Source organism: Paenibacillus sp. FJAT-27812, assembly GCF_001273905.1.
GTDB lineage: Bacteria > Bacillota > Bacilli > Paenibacillales > Paenibacillaceae > Pristimantibacillus.
Genome location: NZ_LIGH01000001.1, coordinates 6,379,386 through 6,394,994 on the forward strand (window position 1 = coordinate 6,379,386; position 15,609 = coordinate 6,394,994).

A 15,609-nucleotide genomic window follows, 5' to 3' on the forward strand; every position below is an offset into this window, starting at 1 on the left:
GTCTCTGATCGGATTGTTTATTTGCCTCAAAGAATGCTTTACTTAATCACTTGTTCTGACTTGAAACGATTTACGATTTTGCATTCTTGCTGAAAATACAAAACCAATCGCTGTTAAGAGCAGTCCACTAGCCAACAACATAAAGGTTTCTCGAGTTGAGGAAAAGTGAAACAGTGCTTGGATGACTTTCATAAATAACGGACTTAAAAACAGAAAGATATAAACGAGTGCTAGGAATAATGACATCACCGCCGGTAAGCTTGCTGTAGGTACAATCTCGCCTGTTTTGTTTAATGTTATTGGGAATATCAACCCTTGTGCAAAGCCTATTAGTGTTACAGAAATGCCCACTACCCATACCGAATGCGCCATACTGATTGTCAAGAAACCAAGGCAATACATCACTAGAGCAATAGGGACAAGCATCTTGCGAAATGTTTGGGCTAATGCAGGCAAACTCAAACCAGCTACAAAGGTGCCGAGCATGGAAAGCGCTATTAGATAACCAACCGTAGATGCGGATCCAATCTTGTTATCCGACAAATATAACGGCAGATTGGTGGGAATTAGAAAATACAGCATGACAGCCAGCGCGCCCCCGACTGCAAGAAAATAGAATGTGCGTGGTATCTTGCTTGATTTTATTTGGCTTTTTTCGCGTACGGGTAGCGGTGGAAATTTCGGGAGAAATAATACGACAAGAATTAGTAGTATCACTGTGTAAAAATACGTGAGAAATACCGCCCTCCAGCCATATGAAGCGATAATCCCTCCGACGGTAAGGAATAAGGCACCTCCGAGTCCGTTAATGGCTGAAACGTATCCATTCATCTTCACTCGTTCTTTGCCTTGGAAATTCTCTGCTATCAAGGAGTTGAATGCAGGTGAGACCAACCCGACACCGATGCCCAAAATAGCCCGAAACACTAATATTACCGTAAATGAGCTAGCAAACGCTGGGCCTATGCCGCCGATTAGATAGAGCAGCAGCCCAACTATTAGGATGTGTTTTCTTGGGAACCTTCTTGCGAGATAACTTGCCATGAACAGGGACGGTAATATAAACAGTGAGGACAGAGTTACAACCCATTGAATAAGTAGCGTATTAACGTGCGGGAAAGTAACAGCTAACAAATTAACCGCCGGTGCAGCAATCAGGGTACCGAAAGTTGCCGTTACGGCTAGAACCAACAAAGAAATTCTGGATTTTAAATTCACATAAATCACTTTCCTTTCTGTTTCTCGAAGAGAAGCTATGGGGATGAGGTCCTTTTTTAGAAGCAAAATTTATCTTAACAACTCTCAGAACTGCTCCATACCGCCGTCAACGAACAGCTCGACGCCAGTGACGAAACTCGACAGATCGTTGCAGAGAAAGGCAGCGGCAGTACCAATCTCGCGTGGACTGCCCAAGCGGCCGAGGGGATTTCCTTCCCCCATCGACTTGACGGCAGCGTCAACCTGCTCCGGCCCGGATGCGACCGCCAACTCGTTGCGAAGAGATGGAGTATCAATGGCGCCAGGGCTGAGAACGTTGATTCGGATCCCCTAGCCCCGGATGTCTTGGATCCAAGCCCTGACGAAGTTCCGAACGGCCGCCTTCGAGCCGCCATAAATACCCATACCGGGAGGCACGCTGATCGAAGCTGTAGAGCCGATGATGACGACCGCTCCTCCTTCACTCATGTGCGGTATAGCCTTTTGAACGGTGAAGAGGACGCCCTTGGCGTTGATGCTGAAGGTCCGATCGAAATGTTCCTCTGTTGTCGACGCCAGCGTAGCGTGGTCCCCGATACCGGCGTTGGCTACAATGGCATCAAGGTGACCATACCGATTGACCACCTCTTTGTACAGGGCCTCCATCTCGTTCGCCTTCGACACGTCCGCCTTGAATCTAATGGTATATCTCTATTTGGGTTATAAAAATAAAGCCTTTTATGTGAGTACAAACAAAATGACGAAATCTTTATACGGGTATTACATGGGTTAGATGTGTTATTGGTTGAATGATGGGTGCGTTTCCGTCCCCTTACCTCCACCAATGATACCTAAATTGGAATAGCCTTTCCTGTTGTGACGGGAATATATATTATTCCAGTCCATGCTGCCGGCAAAAATCTCCAATGGTAACACAATCAAGGTTGGAGGTCATTTGAGCTACAATGGCCCAGAGTTTATCAAGATTCTTTTTAATTGACGCTGAATCCGCACCTGGACGAACACTTATTCACAAAATCTCTCTTTCTCGTTTTGTTTTTTATAACTTAATCAAGAATGTCTTGGACCAACAAAGGAAAATTTCAAACAGGCAACCATTTCGTGGTTGCCTGTTTGAAATAATAACATGTATTATTTTTTAGATGCTAACCAAACAGCTAGTGCATCTATTTGTTCCTCACTTAACCGTTTTTCGAAGGAAGGCATACCTCCTTTTCCTTCACTAATTACACCGAATAGCTCGTCTTGTGTATATTTTGCACCAACCTTTTGTAGGTTAGGGCCAGCTCTACCTTGAAGATCAATTGCATGGCAGGATACACATTTTTGTTTATAGATAGTTTCTGCATCATTAACTCCACTTACAGCTTGTATGTCTTGCTCTGAAGCGCTGCTGCATCCAGCTATTGTACCTGTAATAGCCAATAGTGCAATGGTTCGAGTCCATTTCATAATCATTAATATCCCCTTTTATTATACCCTTGTTCATAAGCATACCTTGCTAATTGAATGCGGTTATCCATCTGCAGTTTTTGTAATATATTTTTCAAATGATTCTTAACAGTATGTTCAGAAATACTCAAATTATCTGCTATCTCACGATTGGAGGATCCACGAGTAACCCAGAGTAATATCTCTTGTTCTCTTGGCGTTAATGGATCGCTGAATACTCTAGGAGTATCCTTGTGGGCGAATTCTTGAAGAATACGCAGTTCTAGTTCTTTGGATAACGGTGCTTCGTCAAAAATGACTGCTTTCAAATATTCATGCCAGGCTCCAGGATTTAAATTTTTAAGCAAATAGCCCTGCGCCCCTTTTTTTAGGGCTTCGAATAAATGAGTGATATCATCTGATACCGTAACCATAACAATCTTAACGTAGGGAAAACGAGATTTAATTTCCTTCGTAGCATCTAACCCATCCATACCTTTCATGTTAATATCCATAAGGATTAACTCCGGCATCCATATGTCTGTGAGTTGAATAGCTTCCACGCCGTTCTCGGCCTCTCCAACTAACTCAAAGATGGGATTTGAACTTAGAATGACCTTCATTCCCTCACGTGCATGCCTATGTTCATCTACAATTAATACACGTATTGGCTGCGCCATTGTTATTAATGAACCTCCGCTCCTCTAATCTTCTGAAAATCACAAAAGTACAACCTTCCAATATTTCTGAACTAACCTTCTCATTTCGACTTATATACCTATCATTGTGCCCGAATCTGAAGGACTTCACATGACTCGATAGAGCTAAAGAAGTCCCTATTGTATGAATATAATTTGAATCTTATGAGTTGTTCAGTTCAAGCATACGGTGAGTGCTCTTATTGTTCAAAAGTCTGTAACATCCCTCCATCTATCTAGCCCCATTGAGTTATTCTTGTTCTTTGATTCGTTCCGCATAATGAATATGTAGGATATCCAAGGACAAGGAAGTGATTATCTATTTGTTGAAATATGGAACGAAAATTCTCATTGTTGCTCGTGATAAACGCATTCAAATGCTGCTGAAATCAAATCTTGAGATGGAAGGCTGTATGGTTGATCAAGCCTATGATGGTAAGTCCTCATTACTTAAAGTACGACATCTCGACTATAGTCTCGTTGTATTAGATGCAGCAATTCCTTATCAGAATGGAATCACTCTGTGTTCTAAGATCAAAAAAGATAATGAGGTACCGGTTATCGTGGTGACTGATAATGACCATCAGATGCTGGAGAGTTTTCAAGCTGGCGCTGATGACTGCGTACTCAAACCCTTCAGTTCCACAGAGTTGGTGCTACGCATCCGAGCGATCATTAAACGCTACACGGCTTGGAGATCTGACGGTTTAATTATTAGAGACAGGGAATTAATTAAGCTTTCTCATCTGATTATTGAGAGATCTGCGCATAGAATTCTTGTGGACCATATACCTGTTCATTTTTCATTGAAGGAATATGAATTACTCTTATATATGGCTAATAATCCTAATGTTGTACTAACGAAGGAGCATTTATTTCATGTGGTTTGGAAACATGAGCAACCTCGAAATTACCGTACGATTGACACCCATATAAAAAGAATTAGAGATAAATTGTCCAAAGCATCTACCGTTTCACGTAACATGATTCAAACTATATGGGGAATCGGATATATTCTACGAGACCCCGTATAATACCAACTAGCGAGAGGGGTAATCGAAATGCTGTATTGGTTTATCTTAGGAGGATTATTTCTATGCGGTGGCGCCTATGTCATGTTAAAAGGTGCTAAGCTAGTACGAGAAGATAATGAAATTCAAGACAAGTTAGTCAAAACCAATAAACGGATGCAACAAGAGTAGAATGAACTGCACCCCGTCAAGTAGACGCTACAAATAATAAAAACCGTTAAGCGGCCTTAGTCCTGAATTCCATTGGACTGAGGCCGTTTAATTTTGCCTGTAATCGTTCGTTATTGTAAAAGTGGATGTAGGCCTCAATGTCCCGTTCAAGCTCATCAAAAGTTCGGTATGTATGCAAATAATACTTTTCGCATTTTAGAGTTCCYCAGAAGKATTCTATGGGACCGTTATCGATGCATCTCCCTACGCGAGACATGCTCTGGGTTAATTTTTTGCCAAATAACTTTTTGAATCGTAGAGAAGTGTATTGAAAGCCTCGGTCACTATGCAGCATGGGTCTGCWCCTTGGTGCTGCCTTCATCGCCTTTTTGACGGTTTGAAACACGAGGCTGTTGTTGTTCGAGTGCCCGAATACGTAGGAYACAATGGTGTTGTCGTGGAGGTCTAAGATGGCGCTTAAATACGCCTTTTGACCATGACCATATTTGAATTCCGTTACATCTGTTACCCATTTTTCGTTCGGCTTTGTCGCAGTGAATTCACGGTTTAGCAGGTTCTCTGCCACGTGTTGAGGCGTTGACGGTGCATATTTCTTTCGCTTTCTGCGAATCACCGACTGAATACCTCGCAGCTGCATGAGGCGCTGGATGCGTTTRTGGTTAATCCGCCGCTGCATCTCTCTGCATAAGTGAAGCGYTAAACGGCGGTACCCATAGATACCGTCTACCTTCTCATAGAGCGCGATCATCGCTTCTGTGAGTTGCTGGTTCTCCCGTTCGTGTACGCTGGGCTTGCGGTTCAGCCATTTGTAATAGCTGGATCGTGGAATCCCTGCAATTTCACACAACGCCTTTATGCTGAATTGGCCGTCTTGCTGAACGGCTTGTATAGCGAGGTAGATATTTTCCTGACGTACTTGACTTAGCGTCGCCTTCTTTCGAGTTCCTCTAACTTTTTTAGGAATGCATTTTCTGCCCGTAGACGCTCATTTTCAGCCTCCAGCTTCTTCATGACAAGCTTCTGGCGGTCTGTGTCAGTTAACTCTTCTTCGGTCTTTTTACGTCCCCGTCCATCCTGAAGCGCATCTTGCCCGCCGTCTTGGTATTTCTTCACCCACTGGTACACCTGTTGGTAAGAGAYCTGATGCTGCTCYGCTGTCTTCCCGTAGTCCTCGTTATGAGTCAGACAATATTGAACAATCTCTATGCGTTCCTTCCAGGTCGTAGAACGTCCTTTCGTCATAGCCTTTGCTCCCCCTTTATAGGCTTTTAAGCTGCTATGACTATTATACTTCWTCACCCAATCGGAAAGCTGTGTTCTGCTCGCAATCTTGTATTTATCAATRATATCGTATTGGGATAATTCCCCTTTGAGGTAATCCAACACCGCCTGTAGCTTAAGTTCTGCGGAATAGCTACGGTTGTTCGTTTGAATCTCTAATCCATCAAAACCATAGACTTCATACCGGCGTTGCCATTTCACCAAGGTTGTTTTTGATATCCCATATTTATACGCAGCGGCCATAAGGCCAAGTTCACCACTTTCGATCTCTTTGATAATGGTACGTTTCTCCGATGCGTGATATTTAACTTTAGACATGAAAATGCTCCCCTCATAGCAGCAGGTTTTTATTATTTCACCTGTCCACTATTTGGGGAGCATATCACAAGTCAGATGAACTTGGGCAGCCCTTTCGTTCCTTCCAATTACTTTGTCTGCCATACCACAAGTGTAGTTCGGCCAGAATCTCTTCTTAAATCCATATCCCATCCCAATTCCAACGATCGTTGTTTTAGAACTACTTCTCCGATAGCTTTTCCCACAGAAATAATCATAACTGGTTGATAGCGCTCTTTATCAAGCCCAAACACCACAGCAATATTGTCCAAGAAGCGAGGCGCCACAAATGTACTGCTAGGGGGGCTCGAACTAGCAGCTGGGGCGAGGATACTTTATGTATGCCCCTCCCCCGAGTGCAAATGTTTTTTTAGCAACCAAGGTCCAAGGAGCCAAACTACCAAGGGAACTATAATGGCAATCGAAAGAGATAATAAGGGCCAAACTCGAGACAATAAGTCTGAAGCTCTCTTATATTCAATTGTTACCCAGTAGGAGACAACTGTAAAAAGTAAAGCTACTGGCACAAGGAGAGTTTTGTGGTTTTTTAACCCAAAAGTTTGCGAAATTGCTAAACTTCCGCACAATAGACTCATCGTAAGTTGAGTGATTGCCGGTAATAGTCCAAAGCTAAGCATCTCGATTTCAAATCGTTGGTATAAAATACCTACTTTTACCATTATGAAAAGCTCCATGCAGGGAATGATATATTGAGATGTCACTTCTGGACCTAAAAAACCAACTTCCAGAACAGGCCATAGTAATATGTGCCCTCCCGCCAATATCATTGACACAATTCCGAGCTTATTCCAAGTCCGATTATTATTCACATGAGGCAATATAAATAATGTCATAACTGCGGATATAGCCCGATCCGAACCAAAATGACGACCTGACCAGATGGTATTCAGCCATCCGTTTTCCAAAACAGGGCGAAACCGATCGATTTCAAAATTTCCTACCGTACCTGCAAGTAGGCCTATATCTAAAAAAATGAAGCGAATAGAGCCAGCAGCGCAAGTCTGGAGATCACCTCAATACCATGATAAGCGACAAAGAGTGAAAAAATGGTTCCGATCAGAACAGCAAGGATGATCGGCATTTCGGGCATAAAATAGTCAATAATATGTATCGCTATTGTCCATGTAATAAACGAATAGCTTCCTAAAAAGCTCGTTTGTTTGTTCATAATCGATCACCTCTTTTTATTTTCAAATGACAAAAAGACACGCCCCTCACTGGCGTGCCTTCTTGTCATCTTAGTGGTTTGAGAGGGTAACCCGACGATCATTGCACTAGAGCAGAAGGACCTAGAACTGTCAAAAGATAAAAAACAACAAATCCGTGAAGCATAATTTAGCCGTCGGCGTCTCTTTTACACGTTCAGCAACTCTGTCAAGACACTGGGTGTGAGTATGTTGCCGACGTAGAACTGGCCGAATTCGCCGAAGCGTGCGCTAGTCTCGTCGAACCGCATCTCATAGACGAGCTTCTTAAACTGCAGCGGCTCGTCCGCAAACAGTGTGACACCCCACTCCCAATCGTCGAAGCCGACCGAGCCGGTGATAATCTGCTTGACCTTGCCCGCATAATTGCGGCCGATCATACCGTGACTGCGCATGAAGTTTTTGCGCTCCTCCAGAGACAGCATGTACCAGTTATCGTTGAGCATGCGTCGCTTGTTCATAGGGTAAAAGCAGATATGTTTCGCCTTGGGTAGGATTGGCTTAAGGCGAGCGACTACTTCGGGTACTTGCATCGGATCGGAGCCGGTAGGTGCTAAATAACTGCTCAGCTCGACGATACTGACGTACGAGTAAACTGGTTTCACGAATTTGGCGAACTCGGAACGATTAAATGCATTCTCCGCTGAGTTCAGCTCCTCGAGTGTCTCACGTAGGTTCATAAACATAATGTCTGCCTTCTGTCCGACGACGGCGTACATTGCCAAACTGCCTTCCATCCGTGATTCGACCGCCGACCATTCGTTGATAAGCATCATCAAATCATGCTTTGCAGTCTCGCGTTCCTCTGCGGTTGCACCTTTCCAGGCAACCCAGTCGATTGTGCGGAAATCATGCAGCGCGTACCAACCCTCTAGCGTTTCTGTTGCTTCACTCATCTTACTTCAGCCCCTCCATCGCCGATTAAAAAAGTACGCAATCTTCTCAATACATCGTCTACCTCTTCGAACAACTCCTCAGAATCTCTCATTTTATGACTCCTTTCATAGAGGCTGTGCTATCAGCTTCACTGTTCGCATTTCCTCTTAATCAATGGCCTTTCTCTCTATCATTCTTTCCTCTAATTCATCAATCATGACTTGATAAAATCGCTTGATAAAGCTTAACTCTTCACTAGTGCAACGTTCTAGAAATCTGAAGTACCGATCTTGCTCCTGCTTATGCAGCTTTCCGTGCAGTACATATAATTCCTGCGCTTTTGCCGTTAATCTGAAGTGGATTTCCTTCTTGTTATCGTTAAGACGGATACGCTCAATAAAACCATCTTTTAATAATGTGGTCGTTATCCTTGTTATGCTTGCTTTCGTTAAATCCATTTTTTCGGCAAGTGCTGTATTGTTGATGGGATCATTATTGCCAATACAGTCAATGACGTATAAAGATGTAAGATTAGCAGAATATTCGGAAATCCCCTGCTCTTTTGACTCTTGCAGGTAGAATCAAGAAGAATTGCAGCAATGTTACTTGGCGATATTTGCGAAATATTCTAATGTYCTAACCAGTTGCGCGGTGTAAGACATTTCATTATCGTACCAGGCTACAGTTTTCACCAGTTGCTGGTCGCCAACTGTTAGAACTTTTGTTTGWGTGGCATCAAAAAGAGACCCCAATGTCATTCCCTTCACATCGGAAGATACGATCTCGTCCTCCGTGTATCCGTRTGTTTCTGGATCTGATGCTTTTCTCATAGCGGCGTTAACTTCCTCAACCGTTACCTTAGTGTTCAAWACGGYTACGAGTTCYGTTACGGAGCCTGTTGSWACAGGYACACGYTGAGAKGCACCATCAAGTTTGCCCTTCARTTCRGGAAGAACGAGGCCAATGGCTTTWGCMGCACCGGTRGAGTAAGGAACAATRTTCTCTGCTGCAGCCCGTGCTGCGCGGAAGTYTCCTTTTGAATCTGGCGCRTCAAGRGTRTTCTGRTTRCCTGTATARGYGTGMACGGTTGTCATYAAYCCSGAYTGAATKCCAAAYTTATCGTTCAGAGCTTTAGCCATGGGAGCTAGACAGTTCGTTGTGCARGAAGCRCCSGAAATGACGGTTTCYGTTCCGTCCAGTRTTTCATGGTTTACGTTATACACGATGGTCTTCATGTCGCCTGTTGCCGGAGCGGAAATAACRACYTTCTTTGCTCCGCCTTTCAGGTGAAKCTCSGCCYTTTCTTTGGTGGTGAAGAAACCWGTACATTCGAGTACGATATCTACRCCAAGCTCGCCCCAAGGGATTTCTTCAGGGTTGCGGTTAGCCAGCACTTTAATTTCTTGACCGTTAACAGTAAAGGCTCCATCATGAACTTCGATACCACCATGGAAAGTGCCTTGTGTAGTGTCATATTTGAGCAGATGGGCCAGCATTTTTGCGTCAGTTAAATCGTTTATTGCTACAACCTCGATATTTTCCACCTCTTGAATTCGACGGAAAACGAGTCGCTTTTGGAATGGGTTTATTTTAAAACAAATGATACCGATCGGTACCTTTATTATATCAGGATTTAAGACGTTGGCAAGGTTTCGGCCGTAAAATTTGATATTGAATTGCCACACTAACTGGAAACGATGACATAACGACACCTGGCTGCGGACATAAACGGCGGCTTGTTTCGCAGGAAACACGGGTAGATGGAACAACCATTGCATACACGTATGACAAAATTGGTAACCTATATCGAAGGCAGTAATCAAGTCAGGTGTGACTACAACGAACGCTCATCGACTCTATTGGTGTCGAGGCGTGAAAAATTAGTTACTCCATTCGGTACCGGCTAGGTATAAGCTATACCAGCCAACGTATACCCTGGCGGCAGCCGACAAAGAAAAGCAATAAAAGTTTGTCGAATCAACCTTCCAAAGGTTTAAAAAAATTACGAGAACGGCGAAATTGATCACTTATGGTTTGAAGATGAAGCCATGATTCGTGATTACCAAGCTCTTCATCATATATGGTTTGTTAAATAGAATCCTATCCTAAAGGTAAAATCACCCTAGCATTGGATAATGCCAGGGCATATCACGCCAAGGTGCTCGAGCGCTTCCTTAAGAAGCAGCGCGATCGTCTAGAACTTATCTTTTTGCCTCCCTATAGTCCCGAACAAAGTAACGAGGATATCGTCTACAAGGGATGAGCTCATTGTATTAATCGATACGAGAAAAAGACAGCCGAGGAATTCCGAGGCCACTGAAGAACTTAGTTTTTTTTCAGTCTTAATGATTCTGTAGCATAAAAAATGGCCCGTTGCTCTCGAAAACGAAGCAGATGGCCAATTTTTCTATGCAATGTTATCTTTTAAGTCTGTTAATTTGAGTATTCGTTTTAGATTAGCAGCAAATATCGCCATAGTTCCTTGCATCTCCATGCCTAATAGACCCGAGGATGTGGCTACATCATACCCGTTCCTGTGCTTAAGTTCGCTATTCTTGACTTCAATCTTGTAACGTTCCTTCGACTTTTCTATGAAGTACTCACTTTCTTGAAACGCCATTTGTTCGGTGTGTTCGTTGGACTTTATCGTTACCGAATACGTTTTAGTTTTAGCTCCGTCTGTATAGCATTCTTCCTTGAATTTGGACATCGCTTGCACTTTTCCACATCGAAATAGTACGTATTCGCTTGGTTTTTGCTGATCATGAACTGCCCGCCAATTGTTAGACACGACTAACAATTGGAGGTGCAGTTTTTTTGCCTTATTACAGTATGTCTAGTATGGGGACAATTACGTTTTGTATGCATCTCTACCTAGGTATATTTTGAACCTTACTTGGACTGCCATCGATTATACCCAGTTCTATTCCGATGTGCCAGTTCACCACAGTTTAACTGGTCTTTAAGCAGCATTGCTGCAAATAGGACGAGAAGATTGTTATATTCATTAGCATGTGCTTGTTATCCCCATCCAATTTGCTGAGCAAAATGCCTCCTTCCAACAAGGAAAAGGCAAATGAAGCAAGCGCATCCGAATCCAGATCTTCCCTAAACTCCCCAGCTTTGATCCCGTCACGAATGATACCTTTCATCATATCCAAGAAGGTATGCAGCCCCTGCCTTGCTCGATCATAAAGTTCCGAATGAGTATCGTCACTTTCTACAGCTGTATTTTGCATGGGGCATCCGCCAATAAATGGTGGATTATCGACAACATCTTCATATACACGAAAAAATGCAAGTAACCTCCCTGACGCAGACTGCTCTTGGTCGACCGCCTCAGCAAATTTCCCGCTAACCTGACTGGCAGCGTAATTGTAGGCTTCAAGTGCAATCTCATCTTTACTGGCAAAATGTCGATAGATGCCCCCTTTCTTAATTCCGGTGTCGGCAGTAATATCGTTTAACGATGTACCGGCATAACCTCTTTGATTAAAGATTACTGCCGATTCCATAATAATGTGCTCTCTTGTTCGATCTCCTTTTTTCATAGGTTCCTCCGAATGATCTTATTCTAATCATTTATTATAAACAAATTATACAATTCCGACCTTGCCATTCACTAGAATTATGCTAAAATAAAAAGATACCATTCGGTACCTTTTTATTTTAAAACAAGACGGTCCAGAATGAAATAGCGCCGAGCCATTTTGATTTCATGAGAGGTATTCGCCTCTTAGGAATAAATAACACTTATAGGAGGACTTGAGAATGACTGTAAAAGTAGGCATAAACGGCTTTGGACGGATCGGATGACTCGTATATAGCCCCATTGAGTTATTCTTGTTTTTCGATTCGTATCGCATAATGAATATGTAGGGTACGCAAGGACAAGGAAGTGATTATATATTTTTTAAATACGGAACCAAAATTCTCATTGTTGCTCGTGATAGACGCATTCAAATGTTTCTTAAATCAAATCTTGAGAAGGAAGGATACATGGTTAATCAAGCATATGATGGTAAATCATCATTTCTTAAAGCATGACAGATCGACTATAGTCTCGTTATATTGGATGCAGCAATACCTTATCAGGATGGAATCACTCTTTGCTCTAAGATCAAGAAAGATAATGAGGTGCCGGTTATCTTGGTGACTCATAACGACCATCAGATGCTGGAGAGTTTTCAAGCTGGCGCTGATGACTCTAAACAACATGTAAAGGAGTTGCGCCATGACGATTAGTCACAGTCTCTTGTTCTCGCTTAATTGCTGGTTTTTCGTTTCATTTTTCACATTCGCCGGTTTCCGTTTTTCCCGGCTGCGCAGTGAATGTGATTCTCGCCGATTGATAGGTGACGCGCCTCATGCTGATGAACGCTAAAAGTGCTTTCCGCCTCCTGATTACCGTTGCGGCAGCCTTCGTCTTCTGGACGCTCTTGAATCGTTTCGCCCTGGATCCGGATGCGTCGGTTTTTTTGAGCCACAAGACCAAGCTCACCCGTCCGATGAACTTACCTGTCTGGCTAACTATGCTGAACGTTCACGTCATCTTCGCTTGCATCGCAATCGCTGCGGGCGCCATAAACTTTGCTAGCGCCAAGCTCCGTAAGTACCGGAAAACGCATCGTATTCTCGGCTACGTCTATGTCGTCGCCGTACTGGCCGTATGCATCACATCAGGCTATATGGCTCCTTTTGCGACCGGAGGCAAGGTCGTGAGTGTAGCCTTCAATTTGCTTAATATCATTTGGATATTTATAACAGTGACCGCATACTTCCATATTAGACAAGGACGGGTTGAAGACCACCGCCGCTGGATGATCCGCAGCTACGCGTTCTGCTTTACAAATCAGATGATTCATACGCTTATGCTTCTCTTCATCAACGCGCTGGGAATGAGCTACGAGGTCGGATATACGGCGAGTGTTATAGGAACGATCGTACTTCTTTTTTTGGCGGCGGAATGGATCATTCGGAGACGAAAGGCCGGCGGGAGTACAGTGTCGTTTCGGTGATAATAAACATCCACCGCTTCTTTAATGGACGGACTCACAAACCGACGATTAAACCGCAAGTGTCTAGAGGTACGCGTTCTTTATGAAACGGAGAATCGATGGGAACATGAATGGTTCTCGTCAGCCTAACTGAACTCTAGGCTGTTAATTTTCTTTCATAATCACCAAGCAAAGAAAAGTTACGCTGTGCCCCTAATTAACTAATAGAATAATAAGTTTCCATTCATTTTTCCAGATAATTGTGTGTCAAGTTGTACTGCACGGTTGCCCGATTCACATTGGCAGAAGTCCCGGATTATGCCCAAAAGTCTGATCGGTCAGGCGACAGCGTACAGCTTGAACCAGTGGGACAAGCTGACGCCTGATCCAACGCATCGCGGCCATTGCCGCTGAGGGCCGGCTCAAAACGACGGTGGAGGTGGCTGCCGATTTCACTTGGGCGTCTGCAAATGCTGCATCCCTACTTCACGTCACAGCTCGGCTACGCAAGGTGGTGCTACCCACTTCTGAGGTCCTGGAGCAAATCCGCGAGGACGCCATACGGTCCATCCTAAATCCCGAACAGAAAGGACGAACACAATGAAACTTCTAGTCACGGGAGGCACCGGTCTACTCGGCGGCCGCCTGATCACGAAACTCGTGGAGGACGGTCACCAGATTTTCGCTCTCACACGCTCCACATCATCTCACGCCAAACTCAAGTCCATGGGTGCGACGCCAGTCGATGCCGATCTCGAAAGCAACACGCCACTCATGTTGCCGGTGATTGATGCGGTTGTGCACGCGGCTGCCCTGTTCCGCTTCTCAGGGCCTCGCGAACCCTTCTTCCGTACCAACGTCGATGGTACCGTAGCCTTGTTGAAGGCAGCTGAGTCCGCCGGTGCGAAGACATTCGTCTACATCAGTGCGGCGGGGATCCTCATGGATAATGGCGGTACGCCCGTCCGCGACGCCGATGAAAGCGCGCCGATTTTCCCGAACCACTTCTCCGCCTACCTGGCGAGCAAGGCAATGGCCGAGCCATTGGTTCTGGCAGCCAACAGACCCGGCTTTCGCACCATCGCGCTCCGCCCACCGGTTATTTGGGGGCCTGATGATCCGTTTAGTCGAGCGCTTCCCGAAGCAGTCAGATCTGGACAGTTCGCCTTCATCGACCGCGGCGACTACGCTTTTGCAACCTGTCACGTTGACAATGTGGTCGAAGCCATACAATGCGCTCTTGAACGCGGAGAAGGCGGTCATGCCTTCTTCATCAAAGACCAGGAAGGGCAGACTTTCCGTGAGTTCGTCTCCTCGCTCGCGAACTTGCAGGGCCTGTCCATCGATAAACTGCGTTCCATGCCCTACTGGCTTGCCTCTGCCATTGGCCGGTTGCTCGACACTATCTGGGCCGTCACGCGGAAAGACGGCGATCCGCCGATCTCACGCTCGATGATACGCATGATCGGGCGTGAGTTCACAGTCAACGATGCCGCTGCACGTCGAGAGTTGGGCTATGTCGGAAGAACTTTGCGCGATGCCGGCTTGCAAAGCTATGAGGAACCATCTGCTCGACGATAGTGCTTTAGAGGGCGAACGACGGCAATCGCCGGCTAGTCGTTCTCTGGACTTGCTCTTTTTGTCGATGGAACGCCGATTTTGGCAATGTAAGCCAAAATCGGCGTTCCATCGATTTCAGCTGTATAATTAGTAGCGCCGACAACTATTGGCCAGTTTACCGTTAAGGATGTAGTTGAAGTTGAGGTCACGCTCACGCGTCCGTAACTTTTTCCGGTGTAGTATACGCGTTAAGCATTCCGCTCTAATCACTATCATTATCTGCGCTTACAGCCCGTATTCGATATTTGAGCAGCTTCGCTACATCCGCATCTTCTAGATTCTCTAAAAAAATTTTTTGAAAATGCTTTGAATCCACAACTCAGTTCTCCTTCCTAGTTAGTTAAAACATGATGCAGTGCATGAGCGCGTCACCTATAGTAAACGGAATTTATTATGAGAGCTTTTTCAAATTAATATTTTTTCGTAAATATTTACTCTTGTAATTACTTTTATTTATTCATAATTATATATATTAGTTTGAAACACTTATTGCCACGCGTTGATCACTTTCTTGGTTTCCCCTACAGATCGGTGCCGACAAACAATCAGAGTCTAAGGCAATTGGATCTTGAAAACAAAACACTCGATTCTCCTGTCCAAACGATCCCTCTTATCCCAAAAAAAAAAACAAAGAAACCCATGCGTCCTGATTCAAGACGCTGGTTTCCATTAGCCTGGAAAGCCGCTTTCCCTTGAGCGATAAGCGTTTCCCCTTGATTGAAGG

18 protein-coding genes and 2 pseudogenes are annotated in these 15,609 nt (G+C 44.4%); 5 read left to right on the forward strand and 15 right to left on the reverse strand.

Features of this window, described 5'->3' with window-relative positions:
* Positions 1–42: 42 nt before the first annotated feature.
* From ADU23_RS27185 to ADU23_RS27200, 4 genes and pseudogenes are all read right to left on the reverse strand, one after another.
* Entirely contained in the window at positions 43–1,218 is a 1,176-nt protein-coding gene (locus tag ADU23_RS27185; RefSeq protein WP_197286112.1) for an MFS transporter, read from the reverse strand.
* Between the two features lie 84 nt (positions 1,219–1,302).
* Positions 1,303–1,899: pseudogene (locus tag ADU23_RS33820) on the reverse strand (SDR family NAD(P)-dependent oxidoreductase).
* 450 nt (positions 1,900–2,349) lie between these two features.
* Positions 2,350–2,676, reverse strand: coding sequence for a c-type cytochrome (locus tag ADU23_RS27195; RefSeq protein WP_053376625.1), 327 nt, complete (start codon positions 2,674–2,676; stop codon positions 2,350–2,352).
* Positions 2,676–3,329 (reverse strand): response regulator, encoded by a 654-nt coding sequence (locus ADU23_RS27200; protein WP_053376626.1) that lies wholly within the window; start codon positions 3,327–3,329, stop codon positions 2,676–2,678. Before ADU23_RS27200 ends, ADU23_RS27195 begins: the two co-directional genes overlap by 1 nt.
* Before the next feature lie 341 nt (positions 3,330–3,670).
* Between ADU23_RS27200 and ADU23_RS27205 the strand changes: the two genes are divergently transcribed.
* The gene (locus ADU23_RS27205; protein WP_053376627.1) at positions 3,671–4,381 is read left to right on the forward strand and encodes a response regulator transcription factor; all 711 of its coding nucleotides are present in this window, start codon (positions 3,671–3,673) and stop codon (positions 4,379–4,381) included.
* Positions 4,382–4,595: 214 nt separating this feature from the next.
* On the opposite strand, the gene ADU23_RS34405 is transcribed toward ADU23_RS27205, so the two are convergent.
* The 8 genes from ADU23_RS34405 to gap form a co-directional block, all read right to left on the reverse strand.
* A complete protein-coding gene (locus tag ADU23_RS34405; RefSeq protein WP_157266197.1) occupies positions 4,596–5,513 on the reverse strand; it encodes an IS3 family transposase in 918 nt (305 codons plus the stop codon).
* A complete protein-coding gene (locus tag ADU23_RS27215) occupies positions 5,471–6,148 on the reverse strand; it encodes a helix-turn-helix domain-containing protein (protein WP_053376629.1) in 678 nt (225 codons plus the stop codon). Before ADU23_RS27215 ends, ADU23_RS34405 begins: the two co-directional genes overlap by 43 nt.
* 107 nt (positions 6,149–6,255) lie before the next feature.
* On the reverse strand, positions 6,256–6,438 hold the full coding sequence (locus ADU23_RS33350; protein ID WP_197286113.1) for a hypothetical protein: 183 nt from the start codon (positions 6,436–6,438) through the stop codon (positions 6,256–6,258).
* Positions 6,439–6,501: 63 nt separating this feature from the next.
* Positions 6,502–7,170 (reverse strand): GerAB/ArcD/ProY family transporter, encoded by a 669-nt coding sequence (locus ADU23_RS32460; RefSeq protein WP_082311224.1) that lies wholly within the window; start codon positions 7,168–7,170, stop codon positions 6,502–6,504.
* A complete protein-coding gene (locus ADU23_RS27225) occupies positions 7,152–7,355 on the reverse strand; it encodes a hypothetical protein (protein WP_053376631.1) in 204 nt (67 codons plus the stop codon). The genes ADU23_RS32460 and ADU23_RS27225 overlap by 19 nt, the downstream gene beginning before the upstream one ends.
* 186 nt (positions 7,356–7,541) lie before the next feature.
* The gene (gene hemQ / locus ADU23_RS27230) at positions 7,542–8,288 is read right to left on the reverse strand and encodes a hydrogen peroxide-dependent heme synthase (RefSeq protein WP_053376632.1); all 747 of its coding nucleotides are present in this window, start codon (positions 8,286–8,288) and stop codon (positions 7,542–7,544) included.
* Between the two features lie 147 nt (positions 8,289–8,435).
* Positions 8,436–8,843, reverse strand: coding sequence for a MarR family transcriptional regulator (locus ADU23_RS27235; protein WP_082311225.1), 408 nt, complete (start codon positions 8,841–8,843; stop codon positions 8,436–8,438).
* A 27-nt stretch (positions 8,844–8,870) separates the two neighbouring features.
* The gene (gene gap / locus ADU23_RS27240; protein ID WP_053377852.1) at positions 8,871–9,872 is read right to left on the reverse strand and encodes a type I glyceraldehyde-3-phosphate dehydrogenase; all 1,002 of its coding nucleotides are present in this window, start codon (positions 9,870–9,872) and stop codon (positions 8,871–8,873) included.
* 287 nt (positions 9,873–10,159) lie between these two features.
* Between gap and ADU23_RS34410 the strand changes: the two are divergent.
* Positions 10,160–10,498 (forward strand): annotated as a pseudogene (locus ADU23_RS34410) (transposase); the annotation flags it as partial.
* A gap of 177 nt (positions 10,499–10,675) precedes the next feature.
* Here the strand turns inward: ADU23_RS34410 and ADU23_RS27245 are convergent.
* Both ADU23_RS27245 and ADU23_RS27250 read right to left on the reverse strand, forming a co-directional pair.
* Positions 10,676–10,978: a transposase gene (locus ADU23_RS27245; RefSeq protein WP_442950631.1), complete on the reverse strand. Its 303-nt coding sequence runs from the start codon at positions 10,976–10,978 to the stop codon at positions 10,676–10,678.
* A 241-nt stretch (positions 10,979–11,219) separates the two neighbouring features.
* Positions 11,220–11,819 carry a TetR/AcrR family transcriptional regulator gene (locus ADU23_RS27250; RefSeq protein ID WP_053376634.1) on the reverse strand — a complete coding sequence of 200 codons (600 nt, stop codon included), beginning with the start codon at positions 11,817–11,819 and terminating at the stop codon, positions 11,220–11,222.
* A 499-nt stretch (positions 11,820–12,318) separates the two neighbouring features.
* Between ADU23_RS27250 and ADU23_RS34415 the strand changes: the two genes are divergently transcribed.
* The 3 genes from ADU23_RS34415 to ADU23_RS27265 all read left to right on the forward strand — a co-directional run bounded on the left by ADU23_RS34415 (position 12,319) and on the right by ADU23_RS27265 (position 14,846).
* On the forward strand, positions 12,319–12,513 hold the full coding sequence (locus ADU23_RS34415; protein WP_082311228.1) for a response regulator transcription factor: 195 nt from the start codon (positions 12,319–12,321) through the stop codon (positions 12,511–12,513).
* 122 nt (positions 12,514–12,635) lie between these two features.
* Positions 12,636–13,286 (forward strand): DUF2306 domain-containing protein, encoded by a 651-nt coding sequence (locus tag ADU23_RS27260; RefSeq protein ID WP_231637546.1) that lies wholly within the window; start codon positions 12,636–12,638, stop codon positions 13,284–13,286.
* A 579-nt stretch (positions 13,287–13,865) separates the two neighbouring features.
* Positions 13,866–14,846, forward strand: coding sequence for an NAD-dependent epimerase/dehydratase family protein (locus ADU23_RS27265; RefSeq protein WP_053376636.1), 981 nt, complete (start codon positions 13,866–13,868; stop codon positions 14,844–14,846).
* 32 nt (positions 14,847–14,878) lie between these two features.
* On the opposite strand, the gene ADU23_RS33000 is transcribed toward ADU23_RS27265, so the two are convergent.
* On the reverse strand, positions 14,879–15,034 hold the full coding sequence (locus ADU23_RS33000; RefSeq protein ID WP_157265992.1) for a hypothetical protein: 156 nt from the start codon (positions 15,032–15,034) through the stop codon (positions 14,879–14,881).
* Positions 15,035–15,609: the final 575 nt, after the last annotated feature.

What these genes read in the sequence shown, in the direction of transcription:
- ADU23_RS27200 (WP_053376626.1), bottom strand. Translation starts at nt 3,329, where the DNA reads ATGGCGCAGCCAATACGTGTATTAATTGTAGATGAACATAGGCATGCA.
- ADU23_RS27265 (WP_053376636.1), top strand. Translation starts at nt 13,866, where the DNA reads ATGAAACTTCTAGTCACGGGAGGCACCGGTCTACTCGGCGGCCGCCTG.
- ADU23_RS27260 (WP_231637546.1), top strand. Translation starts at nt 12,636, where the DNA reads ATGCTGATGAACGCTAAAAGTGCTTTCCGCCTCCTGATTACCGTTGCG.
- ADU23_RS27195 (WP_053376625.1), bottom strand. Translation starts at nt 2,676, where the DNA reads ATGATTATGAAATGGACTCGAACCATTGCACTATTGGCTATTACAGGT.
- hemQ (WP_053376632.1), bottom strand. Translation starts at nt 8,288, where the DNA reads ATGAGTGAAGCAACAGAAACGCTAGAGGGTTGGTACGCGCTGCATGAT.
- ADU23_RS27225 (WP_053376631.1), bottom strand. Translation starts at nt 7,355, where the DNA reads ATGAACAAACAAACGAGCTTTTTAGGAAGCTATTCGTTTATTACATGG.
- ADU23_RS27245 (WP_442950631.1), bottom strand. Translation starts at nt 10,978, where the DNA reads ATGTCCAAATTCAAGGAAGAATGCTATACAGACGGAGCTAAAACTAAA.
- ADU23_RS27250 (WP_053376634.1), bottom strand. Translation starts at nt 11,819, where the DNA reads ATGAAAAAAGGAGATCGAACAAGAGAGCACATTATTATGGAATCGGCA.